The organism is Porphyrobacter sp. ULC335, from assembly GCF_025917005.1.
GTDB lineage: Bacteria > Pseudomonadota > Alphaproteobacteria > Sphingomonadales > Sphingomonadaceae > Erythrobacter.
Genome location: NZ_CP078091.1, coordinates 634,841 through 656,291, shown reverse-complemented (window position 1 = coordinate 656,291; position 21,451 = coordinate 634,841). Strand labels below are relative to the sequence as shown.

General features: G+C 66.0%; 17 protein-coding genes and 1 tRNA gene. 6 read left to right on the top strand and 12 right to left on the bottom strand.

All coding sequences use genetic code 11. The annotated features are described in order from the left end of the window. Positions 1-29: 29 nt before the first annotated feature. The gene (locus tag KVF90_RS03165; protein WP_264393398.1) at positions 30-413 is read left to right on the top strand and encodes a winged helix-turn-helix transcriptional regulator; all 384 of its coding nucleotides are present in this window, start codon (positions 30-32) and stop codon (positions 411-413) included. On the opposite strand, the gene KVF90_RS03160 is transcribed toward KVF90_RS03165, so the two are convergent. From KVF90_RS03160 to KVF90_RS03140, 5 genes are all read right to left on the bottom strand, one after another. Next, positions 376-885, bottom strand: a complete 510-nt coding sequence (locus tag KVF90_RS03160) for an FKBP-type peptidyl-prolyl cis-trans isomerase (protein ID WP_264393396.1) — start codon at positions 883-885, stop codon at positions 376-378. The two genes, KVF90_RS03165 and KVF90_RS03160, sit on opposite strands and share 38 nt — an antisense overlap. A gap of 11 nt (positions 886-896) precedes the next feature. Then, complete coding sequence (locus KVF90_RS03155; RefSeq protein ID WP_264393394.1) at positions 897-2,213, bottom strand: amidohydrolase family protein; 1,317 nt, start codon at positions 2,211-2,213, stop codon at positions 897-899. After that, a complete protein-coding gene (locus KVF90_RS03150; RefSeq protein WP_264393393.1) occupies positions 2,210-3,640 on the bottom strand; it encodes an amidohydrolase in 1,431 nt (476 codons plus the stop codon). The genes KVF90_RS03155 and KVF90_RS03150 overlap by 4 nt, the downstream gene beginning before the upstream one ends. 131 nt (positions 3,641-3,771) lie before the next feature. Next, positions 3,772-3,933, bottom strand: a complete 162-nt coding sequence (locus KVF90_RS03145; RefSeq protein WP_264393391.1) for a hypothetical protein — start codon at positions 3,931-3,933, stop codon at positions 3,772-3,774. A 169-nt stretch (positions 3,934-4,102) separates the two neighbouring features. Beyond that, entirely contained in the window at positions 4,103-5,737 is a 1,635-nt protein-coding gene (locus tag KVF90_RS03140) for a peptide MFS transporter (RefSeq protein WP_264393390.1), read from the bottom strand. 210 nt (positions 5,738-5,947) lie between these two features. Between KVF90_RS03140 and KVF90_RS03135 the strand changes: the two genes are divergently transcribed. Together KVF90_RS03135 and KVF90_RS03130 are read left to right on the top strand one after the other, a co-directional pair. After that, entirely contained in the window at positions 5,948-6,301 is a 354-nt protein-coding gene (locus tag KVF90_RS03135; protein ID WP_264393389.1) for a GntR family transcriptional regulator, read from the top strand. Positions 6,302-6,510: 209 nt separating this feature from the next. Beyond that, positions 6,511-6,789: an integration host factor subunit beta gene (locus KVF90_RS03130; RefSeq protein WP_264393388.1), complete on the top strand. Its 279-nt coding sequence runs from the start codon at positions 6,511-6,513 to the stop codon at positions 6,787-6,789. A 293-nt stretch (positions 6,790-7,082) separates the two neighbouring features. Here the strand turns inward: KVF90_RS03130 and KVF90_RS03125 are convergent, their stop codons facing one another. Next, positions 7,083-8,765, bottom strand: coding sequence for a cation:proton antiporter (locus KVF90_RS03125; protein ID WP_264393387.1), 1,683 nt, complete (start codon positions 8,763-8,765; stop codon positions 7,083-7,085). A 118-nt stretch (positions 8,766-8,883) separates the two neighbouring features. Here KVF90_RS03125 and KVF90_RS03120 point away from each other — a divergent pair. Together KVF90_RS03120 and KVF90_RS03115 are read left to right on the top strand one after the other, a co-directional pair. Beyond that, a tRNA-Leu gene (locus KVF90_RS03120) sits at positions 8,884-8,965 on the top strand. A 192-nt stretch (positions 8,966-9,157) separates the two neighbouring features. Next, positions 9,158-9,799: a PilZ domain-containing protein gene (locus KVF90_RS03115; RefSeq protein WP_264393386.1), complete on the top strand. Its 642-nt coding sequence runs from the start codon at positions 9,158-9,160 to the stop codon at positions 9,797-9,799. Positions 9,800-9,812: 13 nt separating this feature from the next. On the opposite strand, the gene msrB is transcribed toward KVF90_RS03115, so the two are convergent. The 4 genes from msrB to KVF90_RS03095 form a co-directional block, all read right to left on the bottom strand. Then, positions 9,813-10,301 (bottom strand): peptide-methionine (R)-S-oxide reductase MsrB, encoded by a 489-nt coding sequence (gene msrB, locus KVF90_RS03110; protein WP_264393385.1) that lies wholly within the window; start codon positions 10,299-10,301, stop codon positions 9,813-9,815. Positions 10,302-10,410: 109 nt separating this feature from the next. After that, complete coding sequence (locus KVF90_RS03105) at positions 10,411-11,763, bottom strand: cytochrome P450 (RefSeq protein ID WP_264393384.1); 1,353 nt, start codon at positions 11,761-11,763, stop codon at positions 10,411-10,413. Between the two features lie 113 nt (positions 11,764-11,876). After that, complete coding sequence (locus tag KVF90_RS03100) at positions 11,877-13,139, bottom strand: ABC transporter permease (protein ID WP_264393383.1); 1,263 nt, start codon at positions 13,137-13,139, stop codon at positions 11,877-11,879. After that, positions 13,136-14,146: an ABC transporter ATP-binding protein gene (locus KVF90_RS03095; RefSeq protein ID WP_264393382.1), complete on the bottom strand. Its 1,011-nt coding sequence runs from the start codon at positions 14,144-14,146 to the stop codon at positions 13,136-13,138. Before KVF90_RS03095 ends, KVF90_RS03100 begins: the two co-directional genes overlap by 4 nt. Positions 14,147-14,192: 46 nt before the next feature. Here KVF90_RS03095 and queG point away from each other — a divergent pair, with 46 nt between their 5' ends. Continuing rightward, a complete protein-coding gene (gene queG / locus KVF90_RS03090; protein ID WP_264393380.1) occupies positions 14,193-15,248 on the top strand; it encodes a tRNA epoxyqueuosine(34) reductase QueG in 1,056 nt (351 codons plus the stop codon). A gap of 122 nt (positions 15,249-15,370) precedes the next feature. On the opposite strand, the gene KVF90_RS03085 is transcribed toward queG, so the two are convergent. Together KVF90_RS03085 and KVF90_RS03080 are read right to left on the bottom strand one after the other, a co-directional pair. After that, on the bottom strand, positions 15,371-16,618 hold the full coding sequence (locus tag KVF90_RS03085; protein ID WP_264393379.1) for an NAD(P)/FAD-dependent oxidoreductase: 1,248 nt from the start codon (positions 16,616-16,618) through the stop codon (positions 15,371-15,373). An 83-nt stretch (positions 16,619-16,701) separates the two neighbouring features. After that, the gene (locus KVF90_RS03080; RefSeq protein ID WP_264393378.1) at positions 16,702-21,420 is read right to left on the bottom strand and encodes an NAD-glutamate dehydrogenase; all 4,719 of its coding nucleotides are present in this window, start codon (positions 21,418-21,420) and stop codon (positions 16,702-16,704) included. Between the last annotated feature and the right edge of the window lie 31 nt (positions 21,421-21,451).

The following is a 21,451-nucleotide window of genomic DNA, read 5'->3' as shown; positions in this document are numbered from 1 at the left end:
TGTGCGCTTGCAAGTCTGATAATCAGACGATGAAGACCTACCGCCCCTCACGCGCGCCCTGCCCGGTGGGCCGCGCCGCCCGCTTGCTCGGCGACCGCTGGGTGCTGCTGATCCTGCGTGATGCCTTTCTGGGGGCGGAGCGATTCGAGGAATTCGTCGAGCGCCTCGGCATCAACCGCGCGGCGCTGACCTCGCGGCTGGCGATCTTGCAGGAGGCGGGGCTGATGCTGCGCGACCCGCCGGAGGGCAAGCGCGCGCGCTACGTCCTCACGGACAAGGCCCGCGCACTGGTGCCGACCTTCACCGAACTCGCCGGATGGAGCAGCGCGCACCTGTTCGGCGAGGGCGAACGCGCGGATGGTTGGCCGCAGGCGCCTACGGATAGCTCTCGATCGCGATCAGCTCGACCTTGAAGACCAGCGTCGCGTTGCCGGGGATCGGACCGCGCCCGACCGGGCCATAGGCAGAGTCTGCCGGGATCGCGATCTCGATGATCTCGTCCATGCCCATGTTCGGAATGGCAATCTGCCAGCCCTTGACCAACCGGCCCAGCGGGAAGGTTGCCGGCATACCGCGCGCGTAGGAACTGTCGAACACCGTCCCGTCGAGCAATCGCCCCTCGTAATGGACGGTGACATTGTCGGCGACAGTCGGCTTGCGGTCCGATGCCAGATACTTGATCCAGCGCCAGCGCACCCCGCCTTCGGCGAAATGCCAGCCATCTTCCGGCGTCAGGCCGAGCAGATAGAGCTGCTGCTGCGCATGCCACGCGGAGTTTTGCGCGTTGGGATCGGCCTTGGCTTCGCTCGGGCTCTCCTGCGCATGGGCGGGGTGGAGCGCGAGCAGCAGCGAGCCCGCCAAAGCGGCGGCGGCGAGAGTCTTCATCGGCAGGCCTTTCACCAGTCGTAGGCCTTGGGCCGGTCGCTTTCATCGAGATCGATGTAGCGATCCCGCAGGCGGGTCTGGTGGTTGGTGAGGTCCTGCTCGCGTCCGTCGATGAACACCCGTGTCGGCACCGAGCCGACTTCGAGCGGATCGCCGGTCCAGATCACCACATCGCCCAGCGCGCCGGGCTTCAAGACGCCCGCCTTGCCGCCCATGCCGCTGATCTCGGCCGGGACCGAGCTGATCGCGGCGAAGGCCTTGCCCCAGTCCATCCCGCTCGCCCCGGGCATCCGGGTCAGCGCGACGAGGTTGCCCGCCACCTGCTGCAAGCGGCGCGGGTTCTGCAAGCTTTCGGCATTGATTGCGACCTTGACGCCCGCCTTGGCCATCCGTCCGGCATTGGACTGGGTGGCGCCCAGTTGCTCGAAGGTTTCGGGCAGGTCGTTGAGGCCATTGGCGATCACCGGCACGCCCGCCGCGGCGATTTCGCTCGCCACTAGCCAGCCCTCGGTCGCGCCGACCAGCACCAGATCGAGCTTCGGATATTCCGTCTTCAGCGCCAGCACGGCGCGGATGTCGGCCATCCGTTCGACCGCGACATAAAGCTTCTGCTTGCCCGTCACCACCGGCACCAGCGCCTCGGCATCGAAGCGGCTGAGGAACACTTCGTCGTCCTTGCCGATCTCGGTCGTCTCGGGGATGCCGGGCTTGCCGACCAGCGCCTGCGCCTCGCGCAAGGCCGAACGCAGCAGCACATGGGCCGCAGCGCGGCTGCCGCCCGCGCGGTCTGCCCCGCCTTCGCCCAGATTGATCATCTGGAAAGCGCGCGCCTGCATCACCGGCCGGGCATCGCCATCAAGGTCGATGATCGCACCTTGCCCCGCAAAGATCGAGCCTGCCGGCACCATCGAGGTCGCGGCGCGGGTGATCCCGGCGGCCTTGTGGACGAGGATGTGCTGCGAGGTCGGATTGATCGCGGTTGCCGCATCCAGCGCCGCGCTGAACGGCGTTTCACGGGCGGTGATGTCGTTGCTTTCGTCCACCGCCGACACATCGGCGAGGCCCAGCGTCGTCACCGTGGCGAACAGGCCGGGGGTGACCCACGCCCCGCCCGCGTCGATGACGGTGTCGGTGGAAAAGGTCTGGCCCGGGGTGGGCACTCCCGCGAACACCACCTTGCCATCGTCCACGATCACCACGCCGCCTTCGATCGGGGCGCCGCCATCGCCGATCACCAGCCTGGCATTGGTGACGACCATGTCCTGCGCGAAAGCAGGGGTGGCGGTGAGGGCCAGAACGCTGGCCGCTGTGATCAGGAGGCGCTTCACTTCACATCTCCTTCACCGGGCTGGCCAAGCTCGAAATCGCTGACGGGCCTTGTCTTGGGGTTCATCGCATCGAACATCAGCGCGCCGTCGATCCACACCTTTTCGGGCCGCGAATAGACGCTCAGCGGATCGCCGTTCCACAGCACCACATCGGCCATTTTGCCGGTTTCGAGGCTGCCGGTCATGTCGGCAATGCCCATTGCCTTGGCGGCGTTGTAGGTGAGCCACTGGATCACGGTCGCATCGGGAATGTCGATCCCGACCCGCGCACCGGCAGCCTGCGCCTTGGCGGCTTCCTGATTGAGCCTCTGGATATCGTTCTGGTCGTCCGAGTGGATCACCACGCAGGCGCCCTCGCGCTGGAGGAAGGCCGCGTTTTCGAGGATCCCGTCGTAGCTTTCCATCTTGAAGCCGTACCAATCGGCCCAGATCGCGCTGCACACGTCATTCTCGCGCAGCAGATCGCCGATCTTGTAGGCTTCGACCGCGTGGTGGAAGGCGGCGACCTTGTAGCCCATCTCCTTGGCCATATCGAGCACCAGCGCCATTTCATCGGCGCGGTAGCAGTGGTTCTGGATCAGGATTTCGCCCTTCAACACGCCGACCAGCGTCTCCTTGCCGAGATCGCGCTTGGCCTTCGGATCGTTCGCGTAATCAATCGCGGCGAGCCATGTTTCGCGGTTGACGGCAAGGTTGCCCATGCGGGTCGAAGGCATCCGCCCGCGCGCGCCATAGACGCGCTTGGGGTTCTCGCCGCAGGCCATCTTCATCGAATAGGGCGCGCCGGGGAACTTCATCCCCTGCATGGTGCGCGCAGGCACGTTCTTGAGCGTGACCGAGCGGCCGCCCATCAGGTTGGCCGATCCGGGGAGGATCTGCAGCGCCGTCACCCCGCCATTGGCGAGCGCGCGGCTGAAGCCGGGGTCCTGCGGCCAGACCGAATGTTCGGCCCAGACTTCGGGCGTGGTCGGGCTGGTCGCCTCGTTCCCGTCGGAATGCGCCTCGACACCGGGCGAGGGGTAGTCGCCCAGGTGCGAGTGAATGTCGATGATGCCGGGGGTGACGAATTTGCCCGTGCCGTCGAACACCGCGATGTCGGCGGGGATAGGCGTATCGGGGCCGCCCACCGCAGTGATCTTGCCGCCGGACATGAAGACGACGCCGTTCTGGATCGTCCCGCCCTTGCCGTCATAGACCGTCGCGCCGCGGATCGCCGTGGCGACATTGGGGTAGGGCTTGTAGGTCGAGGCGAACACCGGATCGCCCGCCTTGGTGGCGGCGAATTTCTTTTCGTCGGATTTGGCGGAGGCGGAGGCGCTGGCGGTTTCGCCCGATCCTCCGGTGGTCGCGCAGGCGGAGAGCGCAAGCGCGCTGGCGAGTGTGGCAAGCACGGCAATGCGCCCGCGCGCGCTTTTATCTGCAAACATTCAAACCTCGCGTTGTTCCGGTCCTGCATGTTGGAACGGAAAACGCGAGGTTTGTCCATGGCGTTGGACGATTTTGGTGTCCGAAGTTTCTTACCCCGCCGCGCGTGCCGCGAGGCGCATGCTGCCGCGCCTTACAGCTCGCCGCAGGTGTTCTTCAGCCCGAAGACCCACCAACCGATGAGACAGCCAAGGGCGTAACCGGATTCGCCATCCTTGCCTGCGTAAGCCGGTGCAGCTGTTCCGACCGACACCGCAACCATCGACACAACAGCCACCTTGATAAGCTTTTTCATGATCCTCTCCTCACATTTCCGGCGCAGCTTTGCGCAAGGCGAGGCTAGGTCATAGGCATGCAACGTCAATCAATTGATGGCTAAAATATGTTATATTTTCAGTTAGTTAACACTTCCTGCGGCCGGACCGATGCCCCACGGCGAAGGTCCGGCCTGCAAGGTGTCATGCCTATGGCGTCGGGCGGGTCGCGGGTTGGATGCCTGCCTGCTGCGGCTCCATTCCAGCTTCGGACTGCCCTTCGAGGCCGCTACCCGCATCGTCCTTGAGCGTGTCGAGGTGCATCCACTTCTTCACTACGGGGCTGACCAGCAGCACGGCCACCGCCGCGCCGATCGCGATCCAGCCGAACACCTCGTAAATGTCGAGCAGGCCTTGTTTGGTCATCTCGCCATCGTGACCGCCGGTCGCTTCGCCGATCTTGCCGGCAACGAAATTGCCGACCGCGGTCATGTAGAACCACGCGCCCATGATAAGCGAGGCGAGGTGCTTGGGTGCCAGCCGGTTCATCGCTGACAGACCGACCGGCGAAAGGCACAGTTCAGCCGTGGTGGCGAAGAAGTAATAGGCGAAGACGAGGATGACCGGAGTCATCGCCGCAATGCCATAGGCTTCCGCGCCCCACACCAGCACGAGATTGGCAAGGCCCATCTGCGCCAGCGCCAATCCGAACTTGGCCGGAGCCGAGGGTTCCTTGCCCTTGGTGCCAAGCCATTGCCAAAGGCCCGCGAACAGCGGGGCGAGCAGGATGATGTAGATCGGATTGATCGACTGGAAGATGCCCGCCGGGACACCGCCGCGATCCACGAACTTGTCGGTGAACTGGTTCATCGACCCGCCCGCTTGCTCGAACAGGCCCCAGAACAACGGGTTAAGGCTGATCAGGAACAGGATCGCGAACATGCGTTCACGCGGTTCCTTTTCGAGCTTGAAGCTTTCGAAAAGGACGTAGCCGAGCAGCGACAGGCCCGAGATGATCAGCAGCGTCTGGATCACGTCCTGATACTGCACCAGCCCCCAGATCACGGCAACCGCAGCGACGCCGATACCATAGAGGCTGTATTCCGTCCCCTTGGCGAGCGGCCGGGGAGCCTCACCCGCGCCGCCCAGCGTTGACTTGCCGAGCACGAAGACAACGAGGCCCAGCAGCATCCCGATGCCGGCAAGACCGAAGCCAAAGCCCCAGCCAACCGTCTGGCCGAGATAGGCGACCAAGATCGTCCCGATCGCCGCGCCGACGTTGATGCCCATGTAGAAGATCGTATAGGCACCGTCGCGGCGGATATCGGTCATCGGGTAAAGCTGGCCGACCATCACCGAGATGTTGGCCTTCAGGAAACCCGAGCCGACGATGATGAAGGCCAGCGCCGCCCAGAATATGTTGATCGTGGGATCGTCCTGCCCGCCAGTGCCTTCCACCGCCATCAGCGAATGGCCCACCGCCAGCAGCAAGCCGCCGAACAGGACCGCCTTTCGCTGGCCGAGATAGCGGTCAGCCAGCCAGCCACCCAGCACCGGAGTGATGTAGACGAGGCTGGCATATGCGCCGAGGATCAGGTTCGACTTGCCCTCGGTGAAGTCCCAATGCTGGGCCAGATAGAACACCAGAATTGCGCGCATGCCGTAGTAGGAAAAGCGTTCCCACATCTCGGCGAAGAACAGCATGTAGAGGCCCTTGGGGTGCCCGGCGAATTCAGGCTCCTTCTGCACCGCGATCTTGCTTCCAATCGCAAGAAACACGATCAGCACGGCCACGGCGATGGCCGCAATCCAATCGGCCTCCGCCCACAGCGAAATATCTTTCATGAATTCGATCCCCATCGAATGGTTAAGCGGTGCCTCACCACACCGCCGCAATGGGGGCGCACCCTAACGCCTCTTGCGTCCGTGTGAAGCTTTTGTTGCGTAGCTATGTTCGTGTTGCGCTGACCTATCGCCTGCCATCAGGTTGCCGCACAAACTTGACCGCATGGCTGTATTATGGCACTGACGCACCTCGCAAGGGACACTGCTGACATGAACCCCAATCGCCCCAATCCCAACCGGCCCGTCTATCTCAAGCTGCGCGACCAGATCGCCGCTGCGATCATCGATGGGGCTTATCCCGAAGGCGCGATGCTGCCTTCGGTGCGGGCGTTGGCGGCAGAGCAGGGCGCGAACCCGCTGACCGTGGCCAAGGCCTACCAGCAGTTCCAGAACGACGGGCTTGTCGAAGTCCAGCGCGGCGTCGGCATGTATGTGGTGCGCGGCGCGGCCGAACGTCTGCGCAGCGCCGAGCGCGAGGCCTTCCTGCGCGAGGAATGGCCCGAGATCCGCAGCCGGATGCAGCGCCTCGGCCTCAGTCCATCGGACCTTGCTCTCGTTTCCTGACCAACATACGACTGATACTTGTGTAACTTGCGGAATTTCCCGCTTTGTGACACATTGTATACAATTGCATGGGCCGGGATTGCATCTGCGCCCACCCTGCGATTAAAGGGGGCGCCTCACGGGTCGGAGGCGAGTATATAAACGACGGGGTAACCCGCAAATGCGGCGTGACAGGACGGCTTGACCGTGCCGGGCGTCGGGAGATCGGTATGATCAGATCCGAGCTGTTGCAGGAACTGCACAAAGACAATCCAGACCTTCGCGCCGACGAGATCGAGCAGGTGGTCGATATCTTCTTTGACGAAATCGCCCAGCGGCTGGCCGAAGGCGGCCGGGTCGAACTGCGCGGCTTCGGCGCGTTTTCGACCCGCGAGCGTGATGCCCGCAGCGGTCGCAATCCGCGCACCGGCGAAACGGTGGACGTGCCTGAAAAGCGCGTTCCCTATTTCAAGGCCGGCAAGGAAATCCGCGAGCGTCTGAACAAGTAAGGCGTTCTTGAGTTGCGTGCCCGCCTCCGCGGGCACGTCCTCGGCGCTGATCCTTCACTTCGCTACGCTACGTTCCGGGCACCTGCGGCTCGCGCGCGTGCGCTCGCGGCCCCTGCGGGGCCGATCTTCGCGCGCAAATCAAACTTAGGCGGTGATCCGGCCCGCAAACGGACGGGCCGCAAGGGCGACCGCCCTCCCGCAGCGACGCGACCTTCAGGTCGCATGAGCGAGGATTTCGCATCGCGGAGGCGATGCGGAACAAAAAACCGCGCGGAGGCGCCTTCGCAAACAAGCTACGCCGCGCGCGGCATCGGTTCGTCATGGGCGAGGCTGGGCACCGGCAGCGCGCGTTCGCGGCCGAGCGCTGCGAAAACCAGTTCGATAAGGCGTTCGGCCCCGCCGCTCATGCTCATGTCGACCGGAATCATGCCCAGTTCGGCGATCTCGTCGATCTCGTCGGCGCCCGGCACCGCGATGATGCGGGACAGCCCGGGCATCCGGTCCTGCACCAGCGGCGTCAGCTCGCGCGAAACATCGGTCACGCCGGTCGTCACCGCCAGCACTTGCCGCCGGTCGATCCCGATCGCAGCCCAGCTGCGCGGATCGGCGGGGTTGGCGCTGTGGACGTGGTAGCCATCGGCCAGCGCGATCTGGAAGCGGTCGTGATCGGCATCGATCGCGAGATAGTCGATGGCGTTGAAGGTCAGCGCATCGGCCAAGGCCCGCCCCGCAGCGGTCATGCCGATAATCAGCACCGGCGCATCGTCACCCGCCAGCTTGGCATCGGGCGGACCGGCGCGCAGGCGGCCTGCCAGCTTGCGCCCGACATTCGAGACGAAGGGCGTCACCGCCAGGCTGATCGCGATGGCGGTGACCATCGCGGAAACCAGCCGCGGCTCGGCCAGCCCCGCCACCGCAGGCAGCGCCAGCAACACCAGCGTGAACTCGCTCCCCTGCCCGAGCAGAAAGCCGAGCTGGATCGAACCCGGCACCGACCAGCGGTTGAGCAGGGCCGCGGCGACGTTGAAGGCGCATTTCAGCGCGATCACGCCCACGGTCATGGCCACCACCAGCTGCCAGTCAGCGACCAACAGGGCAGGGTCGATGCTGAGACCGACCGAAATGAAGAAGAAGCTCAGAAACAGGCCGCGAAACGCGTCGATCTCGGTCTGTACCAGAATGCGGTAGCGCGAATCCGCCACTGCCATGCCGCCAAGGAAGGCTCCCAGCGTCAGCGAGAGACCCGCCATCCCCGTCGCCCACCCGGCGGCGAGCGCGATGAACAGTGCGGTCGCGGTATAGACCTCGGTCGTGCCCGCGCGGGCGATCAGGCCGAATAGCGGCTCTGTGAGAAAGCGCGCAAACAGCACGGCAATGGCAAAGGCGGCGAGCGCTTTGGCTCCGGCGATGCCCAGCGCAGGCGCAAGCGCCCCGCCGCTGGCGAGCGCGCCTGCCGTGACCAGCAGCAGGATCGCGGCAATATCCTGAAAGATCAGGATCGATTGCGCGGCGCGGCCCACGGGGCAATCCTCCTGCCCGCGCTCGCGGATCAGGCCGATGACGACGGCGGTCGACGAAAGCCCCATCCCGAAGCCCGCGATCACCGCAAAGGCCGGTGGTAGGCCCAGCGCCCAGAACAGCGCGGCGAAGCCTCCGCCCGCGACCAGCATTTGCAAGCTGCCGAACCCGAAGATATTGCCCGCCTCGGCCCGGATACGCCCCAGCGAGAAATGCAGGCCGAGGTTGAACAGCAGGAACATCACCCCGGCTTCGGCCATCGCCGCCACCACCGGCCCGCTGAAATCCTGCGCCATGCCGAGGCTGGCGAGGCCCAACCCCAGACCGAGATAGCCGACGATCGGGTTCAATCGCAGCGCCCGGCTCGCCAGTGCCGCACCGATCCCGAGCCCCAGCAGCGTGATCGCCGGCTGGATCGTCGCGACCACCGAATGCGCGTCTGATGCTTCGCCCGCCATGCTGCGCCCCGCTCGAGAAAATGCCGAGCCCCGCAAATGGGCGATCCCGCCTGCGCTGACAAGCTTTCGGGGCGGGCTCTGGCATTCCCCCGGCAATCTGTGGCAAGGGCCGGATCATGCGGGCGTGGCGGAATGGTAGACGCCGGGGACTTAAAATCCCCTGAGCTTTGCTCGTGCGGGTTCGAGTCCCGCCGCCCGTACATCATCGGCCGTTTCAAAAGCCGACAACCTCGCGTCAAATAATATGGCGGCGCGAGGAAAACCGCTTCACCCTGTTATCTCGCTCTTAATTCCTTGCGCCTTAACGTTGAGTCGGAAGCATGGGACATAGCGTCCCGTAAGCGCGTCCCGCCAGTGCCAGGACCAGGGGCTGTCGGGTTGGGACACGAAACATGGATATTGCGAGTAATCCGGCACGTCTTGAGCCGGCACCCGAACAGCCCGGCGCAGACCTGCGCTCAGCCCCGCGTTTCACGCTGCTGATTCGCGCGGCCAAGCTCGTTTCGGCGCAGGGCGAATTCGTCTGCGTAATCCGTGACGTATCGGAAACCGGCGTCAGCGTCCGCCTGTTCCACACGCTGCCTGCTTGCAAGGAATTCGCGCTGCACATGCCTGCGGGCGCCATCTACGAAGTCACCAGCGTGTGGCAGCGGGAGAACGAGGCCGGCTTTACCTTTACCGACCCCGTCGAAGTCGAAAAGCTGGTCAACGAATCGGGTGAATATCCCAAGCGCGGCCTGCGGCTCGGCCTGTGTTTCCCGGTGACATTGCACGGCCTGACCGGCAGCTGCGATGCGGTGGTCGAAAATCTTTCACAGCAGGGCGCGCGGATTACCTGCGAAACCATGCTCGCTATCGACCAGAACCTGCGCATCGCTGTGCCCGGTCCGCGCGGCAAGCAGCGCGAAGTGCGCGCCAAGGTGCGCTGGCGGCGGGATCACCAATATGGCGTGGTGTTCGACGATACCTTCACGCTCGGCGAATTCGCGCGGTTGGCGGCGCAGCTTCAGGCCCCGGCGCTGCTGACCGAATAGGCCGCGCGCCCGTTCAGGCGGGGACGAACTTCATCGCCACGCCGTTGATGCAGTGGCGCTTGCCTGTCGGCTTGGGTCCATCGCCGAAGATATGCCCCAGATGCCCGCCGCAATCGGCGCAGTGCACTTCGGTGCGGGGATAGCCGATCACATAATCGGTGCTGGTGCCCACCGCGCCCTTGTCGATCGCCTGCCAGAAGCTCGGCCAGCCGGTGCCGCTGTCATACTTGTGCGCCGAGGCGTAAAGCGCATTGCCGCAGCCCGCGCACACAAAGGTGCCCTTGCCCTTTTCCTTGTCGAGCGGCGAGGTGAAGGCGCGCTCGGTACCGGCCTGACGCAGCACGTAATACTGGTCCTTGGTCAGGGCCTTGCGCCATTGGGCGTCGGTTCTGCCCTTGGGATAGGTCTTGGCCTCGGCCGGGGCAGCGCTGCACGCCCCCAGAAAGGGCAGCGCGGCGCTGGCGGCAATCAGGCGGCGGCGGCTTATCAGAGGCAGGCGCATTGATGGCTCCGGCGGACGGGGGTGAACAGGCTCACCCCCTATATACGTCCAACACCGCTGCGAAGTTTCACGCCGCCCGCCTTGCGCGTCAGAACCCGGCCCCGCCTGGTCAAAACGAGGTAATCTCCACCTCGAGCTTGCGGAAGCCGTGGACGAAGTTTGCCCGCACCCGTTCGACATCACCTGCGACATGCACGCGCATCCGGCGCTTGTGCATCTCTTCGAGCAGCACCTTCAATTGCAGTTCGGCCAGACGCGCGCCGACGCAGCGGTGGATGCCGTAGCCGAAGGAGAGATGGCGGCGGGCGTTGTCGCGCGTGATGTCGAGCTTGTCGGGGTTGTCGAACACTTCGGCATCGCGGTTGGCGCTGAGATACCACAGCACCACCTTATCGCCCTTCTTGATGGTCTGCCCGAACACCTCGGTATCCTCGGTGCAGGTGCGGCGCATGTGGGCGAGCGGGGTCTGCATCCGCAGGCATTCCTGCACTGCGTTGGGGATCAGTTCGGGATGCTCCTCGAAGGCCTTGCGCTGGTCGGGGAACTTGTCGAGCCCGTGGATGATGCCGCTCATGGTGTTGCGGGTGGTGTCGTTCCCGCCAACGATCAGCAGCACCAGATTGCCCATGAATTCCTCGGGCCGCATCTGGTTCATCGCTTCGGAATGGATCATCATCGAGATGAGATCGCTGCCCGGCTCCTTGTCCATCGTGCGCTCGATCCACAGCGACTGGAAATAGGCTCCCATTTCCTGAAGGAAGCTCCAGCGCATCTGATCGAGATCCCGCACCGTGGCGAGCTCGGTATCGCCCGCCCAGTCCGACCACAGGGTCAGCAGGCGGCGGTCTTCCCAAGGGAAGCCGAACAGGATCGCCAGCATCCCCGTCGTCAGCTCGATCGAGACCTTTTCAACCCAATCGAACACCTCGCCGCGCGGGAGCGAATCGAGCACCTCGCCGGTGCGGGCGCGGATTTCGGCTTCCATGTCCACGACCGCGCTCGGCGTGAATTTGGGCGCGACGGTGCGGCGCTGGCCGGTGTGCTGCGGGCGGTCCATCGCGATGAACATCGGCAGTTCGCGCGGAGCATCCAGGCCAGCGGCGGCGGCCTCTTCCTCGGTCAACCGGTTGAGGATCGTGATGCCGCCATATTCCCAGCTCGACGAGAAGGTTTCGGGCAGGGCCTCGATATGCTGGATCGCCTTGTGGCCGACCACCGCCCAATAGGGCCCGAGCGGGCTGTCGGGGATCCAGTGCAGCTGACCGGCAGCGCGCATTTCAGCAAAGATCGGCTGCCAGGTGTCTTCGAAATAGATGTCCGAGCGGCTGACGTCCCACGGATGGGTGTGCTGGAGGCGCTCTTCCGGATGCGCCGCAAAATGGGCCTTCAGCGCATCATAGGCAGTCGGCTCGCGCCGCACTTGCGGACGTTGCATCGGGGTCGGCGGGGCGATGGTGGCCATGTCTGTCTCCCGTCAGGCAGCCTCTGGCGCGGGCCGCTCCGTACGAGTCGCAATCTGCCTTAACTGACAGCCATGTCAATAGTCGGTTGCGATTCGGGACTGATCCGCCCGCCTCATGCGGTGAGGCGGCGGCCCTTCTTCGATGTGTCGCGCCCGGCGCCGCCCGATTTCATCACCCGCTTGCGGAACAGCATCGATCCGCCCTTGACGATCAGCAGCACCGCCAGCCCCTGCCACGCCAGCGCCACAGCATGGGTCCACAATTCGGGCTCCATCGCGGCGCGCGCCAGCATCGCAAAGGGCGAGGACAGCGGGAAAGCGATCGCCGCCATCTCCAGCCCGGATCCCGGCTGCTTGATCGTGTATGCGGCGAGGAAGAACACCATCAGTTGCAGCATGGTGACCGGCATCGAAAGCGTCTGCACCTCGCGCACCGAAGTCGCCATCGACCCGATGGTCAGGAACAGCGCGCCCAGCAGCAGGTAGGCCATCGCGAAATAGACGATCCCCAGCACCACGAACAGCGGCCAGCCCACGGCAGGCGCGGGGAGGTTGGCGGGGTCGAAACCGGTGACCTGCGTGATCGCATCGCCGCCAGCGGCCCACAGCAACCACGCTGCCGAACCCCACACCGCAATGCCGACAAAGGACACCGCCAGCATCGCGAACAGCTTGCCCATGAACACCGCGTCCATCGGGATTGCCGCGGCAAGGATTTCGATGATCTTGTTGGCCTTTTCCTCGACCAGGTTGGACAGCACCATGCCGGCCAGCAGCATCGTCAGCAGGAACAACAGCATCTGCGCGATCTGCGCGGTCTGGATGCGGCTCGACCGTTCGGAAGCCGCACTGGTGGTGACGGGTTCTGCCTGAATGGCGGGGAAAGCGGTCGGCTCGGCCGCGCGCGCATGGCCCGCAACCAGCCCGACCGGGCCTTGCCAGCGGGCGATCTGGTTCGGAGTGCCGACCAGCGTGGGCGATGCCAGCGATCCGGTCATGATCGCAGCGTAATTCCCGCGCCGCGCCTCCATGAAGGCGCGCGCATCGAAGGCGGGATCGCCCGCCGCTTCCGGAATGGGACGCAGCAGCGGCAGGGCGGGGCCAAGCTGGCCCCTCAGCCGGTCGCCAGCGGTCACCATCGCGGCGTTATCTTCCGCGCTCATGGCGAGACCGACTTCAAGGCTCACCGCATCGCGCTGCACTTCGCCGCCGATGCTGCCGGCCAGCGCGCCGACGATCACCGGGAACAGCGGGCCGAGCAGGAAGAATAGGAAAGCGCGGCTGAACAGCACCGCGACGAAATCGCGCCGGGCGATCACCCATGCCGCTTCGAGCGCCGAAAGGCGCGGGCGCAGCGTGGCTTCGGTCTGGCTCATGCGCCGGCTCCTTCATTATCGGCCTGAAGCTGGCGCGCGGCGGCCTCGCCCGCGATGGCGACGAAGGCATCGTGCAGCCCGGCGCGCTCGATCGAGAGCGAGAGGATACCCGCCTCGCCTTCGATCAGCTGGCGCAGCAGCGGCTCGACTCCGGATTCAGGGAGCGGGAACTGGAAGAAATCACCATTGCGGCGGGCTTCGGCAGGCAGGGCAGAAAGCCATGCGCCTTCGCGCGCCCGCGTTTCCAGCCGCACCTGCGCCGGGATCCGGTCACGCGCGGCCTCGACACTCCCGGCGTAAGGCACCTTGCCCCCGGCGATGATCGCCACGCCTTCGCACAGGCGTTCGGCATGGTGGATCACGTGGGTGGAGAAGATAACGGTGACGCCGTCATCCGCCAGCGCGCGGATCATCAGTTCGAGCTTGCCCTGGTTGATCGCGTCGAGGCCGGAGAACGGCTCGTCAAGTACCACCAGCCGGGGCTTGTGCACCAGCGTGCCGAGCAGCTGGACGGTCTGCGCCATACCCTTCGAAAGCTGGCGGATCTGGCGGTCCGCCGCGTGGGTCAGGCCGTGGCGTTCGAGCAGTTCCACCGCCCGCGTCCGCCCTTCTTTCAGCGAAAGTCCCCGCAGCGCGCCCATGAAGGCAATCGCCTCGACGCACTTCATCGCGGGGTAAAGTCCGCGCTCTTCGGGCAGGTAGCCGATCAACCGGCCGATATCATGCGGGCGGTCATGCCCGAACACGCGGCGCACGCCTTCGTCAGGATCGATGATGCCGAGCAGCATCCGCAGCGTCGTGGTTTTCCCTGCGCCGTTCGGGCCGAGAATCCCGTAGATCGCGCCTTCGGGAACGGAAATGTCCACCCCGTCGACCGCGCGCGTGCCGTCAAAGCTTTTGACCAGCCCGCGGGCCTCGATTGCCAGAGGGCGTGCATCGGCGGGAATGGCGCTGAAGCCGTCCGCTTGATTGCCCGACAGGTTTTGTTCGCTTACCGCCATGTCCATAGCCTACGCGGTTAGCGGGCAGGATTAAACGGGAGCCTCTCCGAACATGGTTAACACCCCGGCAAGAGATGATCTTGCGGCCCGGATTTCCGGGGAGGCGGCAGCGTTGGGCTTTGCCGTCTGCGGGTTTACCGGCGCGGGCGAAGACCCCTTGCGCAGCCAGCGGCTCGAAACGTGGCTGGGCGAGGGACATCACGCCAGCATGGAGTGGATGGAGGCGCGCGCCGAGCATCGCCGCTCGCCCCAGGGCCTGTGGCCCGCCGCACGCAGCGTCATCGCGCTGGGGATGAGCTATGCCCCCGCGCATGATCCGCTGGCGCTGGAAGGCGCGCCCGATCACGCCCGCATCTCGGTTTACGCGCAGGGCAAGGACTATCACGATGTGGTGAAAAAGCGCCTCAAGGCGCTCGCCCGCTGGCTGGTCGCCACGGCGCCGGAGGCTGAGGTGAAGGTGTTCGTCGACACCGCTCCGGTGATGGAAAAGCCGCTGGGCGAAGCGGCGGGGATCGGGTGGCAGGGCAAGCACACCAACATGGTCAGCCCCACCCACGGCAGCTGGCTGTTTCTGGGCGCGATCTACACGACGCTCGACCTCGCCCCGGCAGAGCCGCACCGCGACCAATGCGGAAGCTGCCGCGCCTGCCTGGACGCCTGCCCCACGGACGCCTTCCCCGCGCCCTACAGGCTCGATGCGCGGCGCTGCATTTCCTACCTCACCATCGAGCACAAAGGCCCGATTGCGGAGGAATTCCGCGAGGCACTGGGCAACCGCATCTACGGCTGCGACGATTGCCTTGCGGTCTGCCCGTGGAACAAGTTCGCGAGCGAAGCGCAGGCGATCCGCGAATTCCTCCCCCGCGCCGAACTGGTCGCGCCGCGCCTTTCCGAACTGCTGGCGCTGGATGATGCGGGGTTCCGCGCGCTGTTCTCCGGCTCGCCGATCAAGCGAATCGGGCGGGACAGGTTCGTGCGCAACTGCCTCTATGCCGCGGGCAATAGCGGCAACCCGGCGCTAACCGCGCCGGTGCGCGCGTTAACCGCAGACCCCGATCCGGTGGTCGCCGAGGCGGCCGGGTGGGCTTTGGAGAAGCTTGGGAAGTGACGGCCGCGCTCCCCCTCCCCTTGCGGGAGGGGTTGGGGGGAGGGGGCTCCACGCCAGCGGCCACGTGCGAGGCCAGTGGCCTCGTCCCCTCCCCCAGCCCCTCCCGCAAGGGGAGGGGAGATTCAGATCAGGTCCTTCAACGCCACCTCGGGATCGGCCAGCAGCGCCGGATCGATCTTCCCCGCCCCGCTTTCCAGCAGCTTTCGCGCCTGCACATAGTCCTTCATCGTTCCCACGCAGTCGAAGGCAATCGGCACCCCGCCCTTGAGGTACACCACGGTAAACTTGCGCGTGTCCGGATCGCCGCGCAGCACGGTCGCATCGAAGCCGAGGCTCAATCCTGCCGTTTGCAGCTTCAGATCATACTGGTTCGACCAGAACCACGGCAGCGCATGGTAAGGCTCCTTCTCGCCCATGATCGCCTTGGCGACGGTGTTGGCCATGTCATGCGCGTTCTGCACGGATTCGAGCCGGATCACCGCACCATCGGCAAAGTCGTTGGCGTGCGCGGCGCAGTCCCCGATGGCGTAGACATCATCCAGCGTGGTGCGGCAGCAGAAGTCGACATCGACCCCGTTCGATCCCGCCGCCCCGGCCGCGATCAGCGGCGCGACTGCGGGGACCACGCCGATGCCGACGATCACCATGTCGCAGGCCACTTCCTCGCCATTGTCGAGCCTGACGCCGGTGACGCGCCCAGCCTCCTCACCCAGCACGGCTTGAACGCCGGTGCTCAGCCGCACATCGACGCCCTGCCTGCGGTGCTCCTCGGCATAGAAGGTCGACAGCTCCTCGCCCGCCACGCGCGCCAGCAGGCGGGGCAGCATCTCGACCAGCACGACCTCGCAGCCGAGCTTGCGCAGCACAGCCGCCGCTTCTAGCCCGATATAGCCGCCACCGATCACCAGCGCGCGCTTCGCCCCGTCGGACAGCGCCTGCATCATCGCATCGGCATCTGACTTGTCGCGGACGTAGAAGACTTGCGGCAGCACCGCGCCCGGCACCGGCAGGCGGCGCGGATCGCCCCCGCCCGACCAGATCAGCTTGCGGTAGGTCACCTGCCCGCCATCGCTGAGGGTCAGCGTGTGCCGGACAGGATCAATCCCCGTCACCGCCGCGCCGAGGCGCAAGGCAATGTCTTTTTCCGCCCAGAACTTTTCGGGCCGGATCATGATCCGTTCGAACCCCTTGTCGCCCGCGAGATACTCCTTGGAGAGCGGCGGGCGTTCATAGGGCGGTGCATCGTCGCGCCCGATCATCAGGATCGAGCCTTCGTGGCCGTGCTGGCGCAGGGCGATCGCCGCCTGCGCACCGCCGTGGCCGGTGCCGACGATCACGACGTCTGCGTGGCTTTGGTTATCTGATGTCATGCTGCGGCTATGCCCCTCCGGCTGAATGCGGCCCTTGATGTGGCGCAAACAGTCGGAGGGTCAACCCGCCAATAGGAAGAGTGCTACCGTTCGAGCAAGTTCCGCGCCTGACTGGCGATCTGCGCCAGCATTGCCGCGCCGACCGGCGGGCGGGCCTGCGCGCGGGCGATCATTGCGCGGAACTGCGCGACACCCTGCGCATTGCGCGCCGCCCATTCGGCCACGCTGCCGCGCGGATCGAAGTTGCCTGCCTTGGGCCCAGCCTTGGCCTGCATCAGCCGCCGCAGGAACTCGATTCGCATCTGCTGGAAATCGCGCGCCAGGCCGGAGACCAGCAGCCGTTCCCACACGTCGGAGGGGCTCATATGCGCCGCCGTCCCCTGCGCCCAGTCTAGGCCCAATGCCGTGCCGATATCGGTGAAGGCGTGGGTGAGCAGGCGCGGTTCGATCCCGCTGGCCTGCGCGCTCTGGGCAAGGCCGACAGCGCCGTCGAAGTCGAACAGGTTGGCCACCCGCGCGGCCAGCGCCTCGGGTGCGCCGACGGCGACAAAACCCTGCCGCAGCTCCATCGAACGGGCGCGCGGTTCAGCCGTGAGCAGATCCTCGCGGCCCGCGACCAGCTCGGTCACGCCTTGCGCCAAGGCACCGATCATCGCCCCTGCGACCACCTTGCCCGAAGCGGTGCGCAGCACATCGCTCATCAGGTTGCCGACCGCCGCCGCCAACCGCCCGAACAGCGCAAGGCGCGCGGCTTCGGGGATCGCGGCGTCATCAAGCTCGCGCCATAGCGGTTCGAGGCCGAACAGGCGTTCCGCCACAACAAAGGCCGCCGCCACCTCGGCAAGGCCGACGCCTTCCTCTTCAGCGAGTTCGAAGGGGTGGACCATGCCCAGCCGGTTGACCATGCGGTTCGACAGGCTGGTGGCGATCATCTCGCGCCGTAGCCGGTGGCCGCGAATCTCGTCGGCATAGGTCTTGCGCATCGGCGCGGGGAAGCGCGCGATCAGCACCGGTTCGAGCACCGGATCGTCGGGCAGCGTGCTGTCCTCGATGGCTTCCTGCAGCGCCAGCTTGGCCGAAGACAGCAGCACCGCGAGTTCCGGGCGGGTCAGCCCCTGCCCGTCAGCCGCGCGGCGGGTCAGCACCTCGCCATCGGCCAGACCTTCGGTGCGCCGGTCGAAATCGCTGACTTCCTCCAGCCGCTCGATCAGGCGGACATAGGCGGGCGTGGCCCCGGCCCCGCCGCTTTCGGCGACCGACAGGGCGAGCGCCTGCAAGCGGTTGTCTTCCAGGACCAGCGCGGCGACTTCGTCGGTCATGCTGGCGAGCAGCGTGTTGCGCTTTTTCCCGGACAGCTTGCCGCTCGCGGTGGCCGCCGCCAGCGCGATCTTGATGTTGACCTCGTTGTCCGAGCAATCGACGCCTGCCGAATTGTCGATGAAGTCGGTGTTGATGCGGCCCCCCGCCAGCGAGAAGGCGATGCGCCCCGCCTGCGTCACGCCGAGGTTCGCGCCCTCACCGATCACCCGCGCGCGGATTTCGGTGGCATCGACGCGCAGGCCGTCATTGGCCGGATCGCCGACCTGGATGTGGTTTTCCTGCGGCGCCTTCACATAGGTGCCGATCCCGCCGAACCACATCAGGTCCACGGGGCTGCGCAGAATTGCGGAGATCAGCGCTTCGGGCTCGATCTCCTTCACGTCGATGCCCAGCACCTCGCGCGCCTGTTTGGACAGCTTGATGACCTTGGCACTGCGCGGGAACACCCCGCCGCCCTTGGAGATCAGCGCCTTGTCGTAATCGTCCCAGCTCGACCGGGGCAGCGCGAACATCCGTGCGCGCTCGTTCCAGCTCGCCAGCGGATCGGGGGTGGGGTCGATGAAGATGTGGCGGTGGTCGAAGGCGGCGACCAGTTTCAGCGCCTTGGACAGCAGCATCCCGTTGCCGAACACATCGCCCGACATATCGCCGCAGCCCGCGACGGTGACGGAATCGCTCTGCACATCGACGCCCATTTCGCGGAAGTGGCGCTGCACGCTCACCCACGCGCCGCGCGCGGTGATGCCCATCGCCTTGTGGTCGTATCCGTTCGATCCGCCGCTGGCGAAGGCGTCATCCAGCCAGAAATCGCGGCCCTGCGCGATGCCGTTGGCGATGTCGGAGAAGGTTGCGGTGCCCTTGTCCGCGGCGACCACGAAATAGGGGTCTTCGCCGTCGAGCACGGTCACGCCCTTGGGGTGGACGACCTTGCCGTCTTCGATGTTGTCGGTGACCGACAGCAGCGTGCGGATGAAGATTTCGTAGGATGCACGGCCCTCGGCTGCCCAGCCTTCGCGGTCGATGGCAGGGGAAGGAAGCTGCTTGGGATAGAACCCGCCCTTCGCCCCGGTCGGCACGATCACCGCGTTCTTGACCCGCTGTGCCTTCATCAGGCCGAGGATTTCGGTGCGGAAGTCGTCGCGCCGGTCGGACCAGCGCAGGCCCCCGCGCGCTACCGCGCCCGAGCGCAGGTGGATGCCCTCCACCCGCGGGCTGTAAACGAAGATCTCGCGCCATGGCACGGGCTTGGGCAGGCCGGGGACGAGGTGGCTGTCGAGCTTGAAGGCCAGTGCCTCGGTGGAAGCAGGGGCAAAGGCATTGGTGCGCAGCACCGCATCGATCACCGCGCGGTAGAGCCGCAGCAACCGGTCGTCGTTGATCGCGGTGACTTTCGACAGGCCCCGCGTGAAGGCGGCCCCGGCGGCGGCGATGGCGTCATCGCGGTCACCCGTGAAGGCCGGATCATGGCGCGCTTCGAACAGCGCGATCATCGCCCGCGTCACTTGCGGCGCGGCGACCAGCGCATCGACCACGGTGTAGATCGTGTAGCTCACCCCGGTCTGGCGCAGGTAGCGGTAGATCGCGCGCATCCAGTTCGCGTCACGCGGCAGCAGCCCGGCGGCGGGGACGAGGCGGTTGAACGGATCATCCTCCGCCGCGCCATTCAGCACATCGGCGAGCGCATTCTCGATCAGCGCAGCACGCTCCAGCAGCGCGCCAGCCTCGCGCCCGGCGGGCAGGGTCAGGATGAAGTCGTGGATCGACCCGAGCGCCGCATCGGTCAGGAAGGTCGGCACTTCGGCGAGCACGCGGAACCCGAAATTTTCCAGTGCCGGCACCGCATCGGACAACGCCAGCGCGCCGCGGGTGAGGTAAATCTTCAGCCGCAGCGTCTCGGCCCCGTCGCCGTTCAGGCGGTAGAGCCGCACCGCACGGTCGGTGTGGGTTGCTTCGCCCTCGGCCACGGCGAGCGTGCGCAGCTTGGCGATATCGCGTGCTGCCTCATGCGCGCCATAGGTCAGGCGGTAGCCGGTCGGGAAGGCGGGGGCATAGCGCGCGGCGAGCGCGGCGGCGCGGCCTTCTTCCTCGGTATCGGCGAGGTGGTTCGCCACCGCCTCGTTCCAGCCGCGCAGCAGATCGACCAGCTGCGCTTCGATCGCTGCATCGTTTGGCAGGTCATCGCAGCCGCGCACATCAATCAGAAAACGCAGCAGCGCGAGCGAGCTGCTTTCGACCTCAAGGCTCCAGTCGAGCAGCGCCGCGCCCGGCGTGCCGAGCAGCATCGCCTGGATCTGCAAGCGCACATCGGTGGAAAGCTGGTCGCGCGGCAGCCAGACGAAGGCGAAGATGTGCCGCTCCAGCGTGGCGCGCACCATGATCAGGCGCGGGCGCGGACGGTCGATCAGCGCCATCTTGGCGGTCACCAGATCGATCACGCGATCCGGCTCGAAGGCGGTGAGCAGATCATTGGGCAGCGAGGTGAAGGCGTGCACCAGCGCCTTGCCATTATGCCCCGCCGGATCGAAGCCGAGCCGCACGGTCATATCCGCCACCATCGCGCGCAGCACAGGCACCTCAAGCGGGCGCTCGTTCAGCGCGGCGCTGGTCCACAGCCCGGCGTGGATCGAAAGCGCGGTGACCCGTCCGCCCTCCCGTACCGGCACGATGAACAGATCGAGCGGGCTGGCGCGGTGGACGCGCGCCTGCACGTTGGACTTGATCGCCAGCAGCGCGCGGGGCTTGTCCGCCTTGTCGTGGCTGTCGAACCATTCGAAAGCGCGATCATAGGACACCTCGGCCAGCAACTCGCTGGCAGACGCCGCGCAGATGCCGAGCCGTTCGGCGGTGGTGCCATCACGGCGGCGGGTCATGTGGCCGAGCTGGGTCAGCATTCCGCCGCCCAGCCATGCGAGCAAAGCGCCCGCTTCGGGGTCGATCGCTTCTGCGAGAGCGGCATCGGCCTTGATCGCGGCCTGCATTTTCAGCCAGTCGCTCACCGCCGCCTGCACATCGGCCAGAGTGGTTTGCAGCGCTTCGAGAAGATCGCGGCGCTGGCGCGCGTCGACGCGCGGGGTTTCGATATAGATCAGCGATTCGCGACCGCCCGTCTTGCCCAGTGCGGTGATCGCGCCCGATGCGTCGCGCTCCACGGGGACGACCGGGTGCAGCAGCCGGTCGATCCCGACCCCTTGCGTGGCGATGGCCGCAGCCACCGAATCGACGAGGAAGGGCTTGTCGTCATTGATCACCGCGATGCGCAGGTGGCGCCGCGCGCCGGTGGCGGATTCGACCTGCACGAGTGATTGGCCGGGGGCGCGGTTTGCGGCGGAAGTGAGGAGATAGCTGGCGGCTTCATCCAGCGCCGCCTTGTCGATCGGGGCGTCGCCGGGCAGCAGCGAGGCTTCCAGCTGGTGACGAAGGGCTTTGATCAGCGCGCGCTCGGGCGCTTTGGGTGTCGCGGTGGCGACGGTCTTCGACCCCATGTTCGGCTCCTGCTCATCCTGCGTATCCGGC

Coding starts and splice junctions, on each gene's coding strand:
- KVF90_RS03125 (WP_264393387.1), bottom strand. CDS start 8,765: ATGGCGGGCGAAGCATCAGACGCGCATTCGGTGGTCGCGACGATCCAG.
- KVF90_RS03100 (WP_264393383.1), bottom strand. CDS start 13,139: ATGAGCCAGACCGAAGCCACGCTGCGCCCGCGCCTTTCGGCGCTCGAA.
- queG (WP_264393380.1), top strand. CDS start 14,193: ATGGTTAACACCCCGGCAAGAGATGATCTTGCGGCCCGGATTTCCGGG.
- KVF90_RS03130 (WP_264393388.1), top strand. CDS start 6,511: ATGATCAGATCCGAGCTGTTGCAGGAACTGCACAAAGACAATCCAGAC.
- KVF90_RS03145 (WP_264393391.1), bottom strand. CDS start 3,933: ATGAAAAAGCTTATCAAGGTGGCTGTTGTGTCGATGGTTGCGGTGTCG.
- KVF90_RS03095 (WP_264393382.1), bottom strand. CDS start 14,146: ATGGACATGGCGGTAAGCGAACAAAACCTGTCGGGCAATCAAGCGGAC.
- KVF90_RS03160 (WP_264393396.1), bottom strand. CDS start 885: ATGAAGACTCTCGCCGCCGCCGCTTTGGCGGGCTCGCTGCTGCTCGCG.
- KVF90_RS03165 (WP_264393398.1), top strand. CDS start 30: ATGAAGACCTACCGCCCCTCACGCGCGCCCTGCCCGGTGGGCCGCGCC.
- KVF90_RS03115 (WP_264393386.1), top strand. CDS start 9,158: ATGGATATTGCGAGTAATCCGGCACGTCTTGAGCCGGCACCCGAACAG.
- KVF90_RS03080 (WP_264393378.1), bottom strand. CDS start 21,420: ATGGGGTCGAAGACCGTCGCCACCGCGACACCCAAAGCGCCCGAGCGC.
- KVF90_RS03085 (WP_264393379.1), bottom strand. CDS start 16,618: ATGACATCAGATAACCAAAGCCACGCAGACGTCGTGATCGTCGGCACC.
- msrB (WP_264393385.1), bottom strand. CDS start 10,301: ATGCGCCTGCCTCTGATAAGCCGCCGCCGCCTGATTGCCGCCAGCGCC.
- KVF90_RS03105 (WP_264393384.1), bottom strand. CDS start 11,763: ATGGCCACCATCGCCCCGCCGACCCCGATGCAACGTCCGCAAGTGCGG.
- KVF90_RS03140 (WP_264393390.1), bottom strand. CDS start 5,737: ATGAAAGATATTTCGCTGTGGGCGGAGGCCGATTGGATTGCGGCCATC.
- KVF90_RS03150 (WP_264393393.1), bottom strand. CDS start 3,640: ATGTTTGCAGATAAAAGCGCGCGCGGGCGCATTGCCGTGCTTGCCACA.
- KVF90_RS03135 (WP_264393389.1), top strand. CDS start 5,948: ATGAACCCCAATCGCCCCAATCCCAACCGGCCCGTCTATCTCAAGCTG.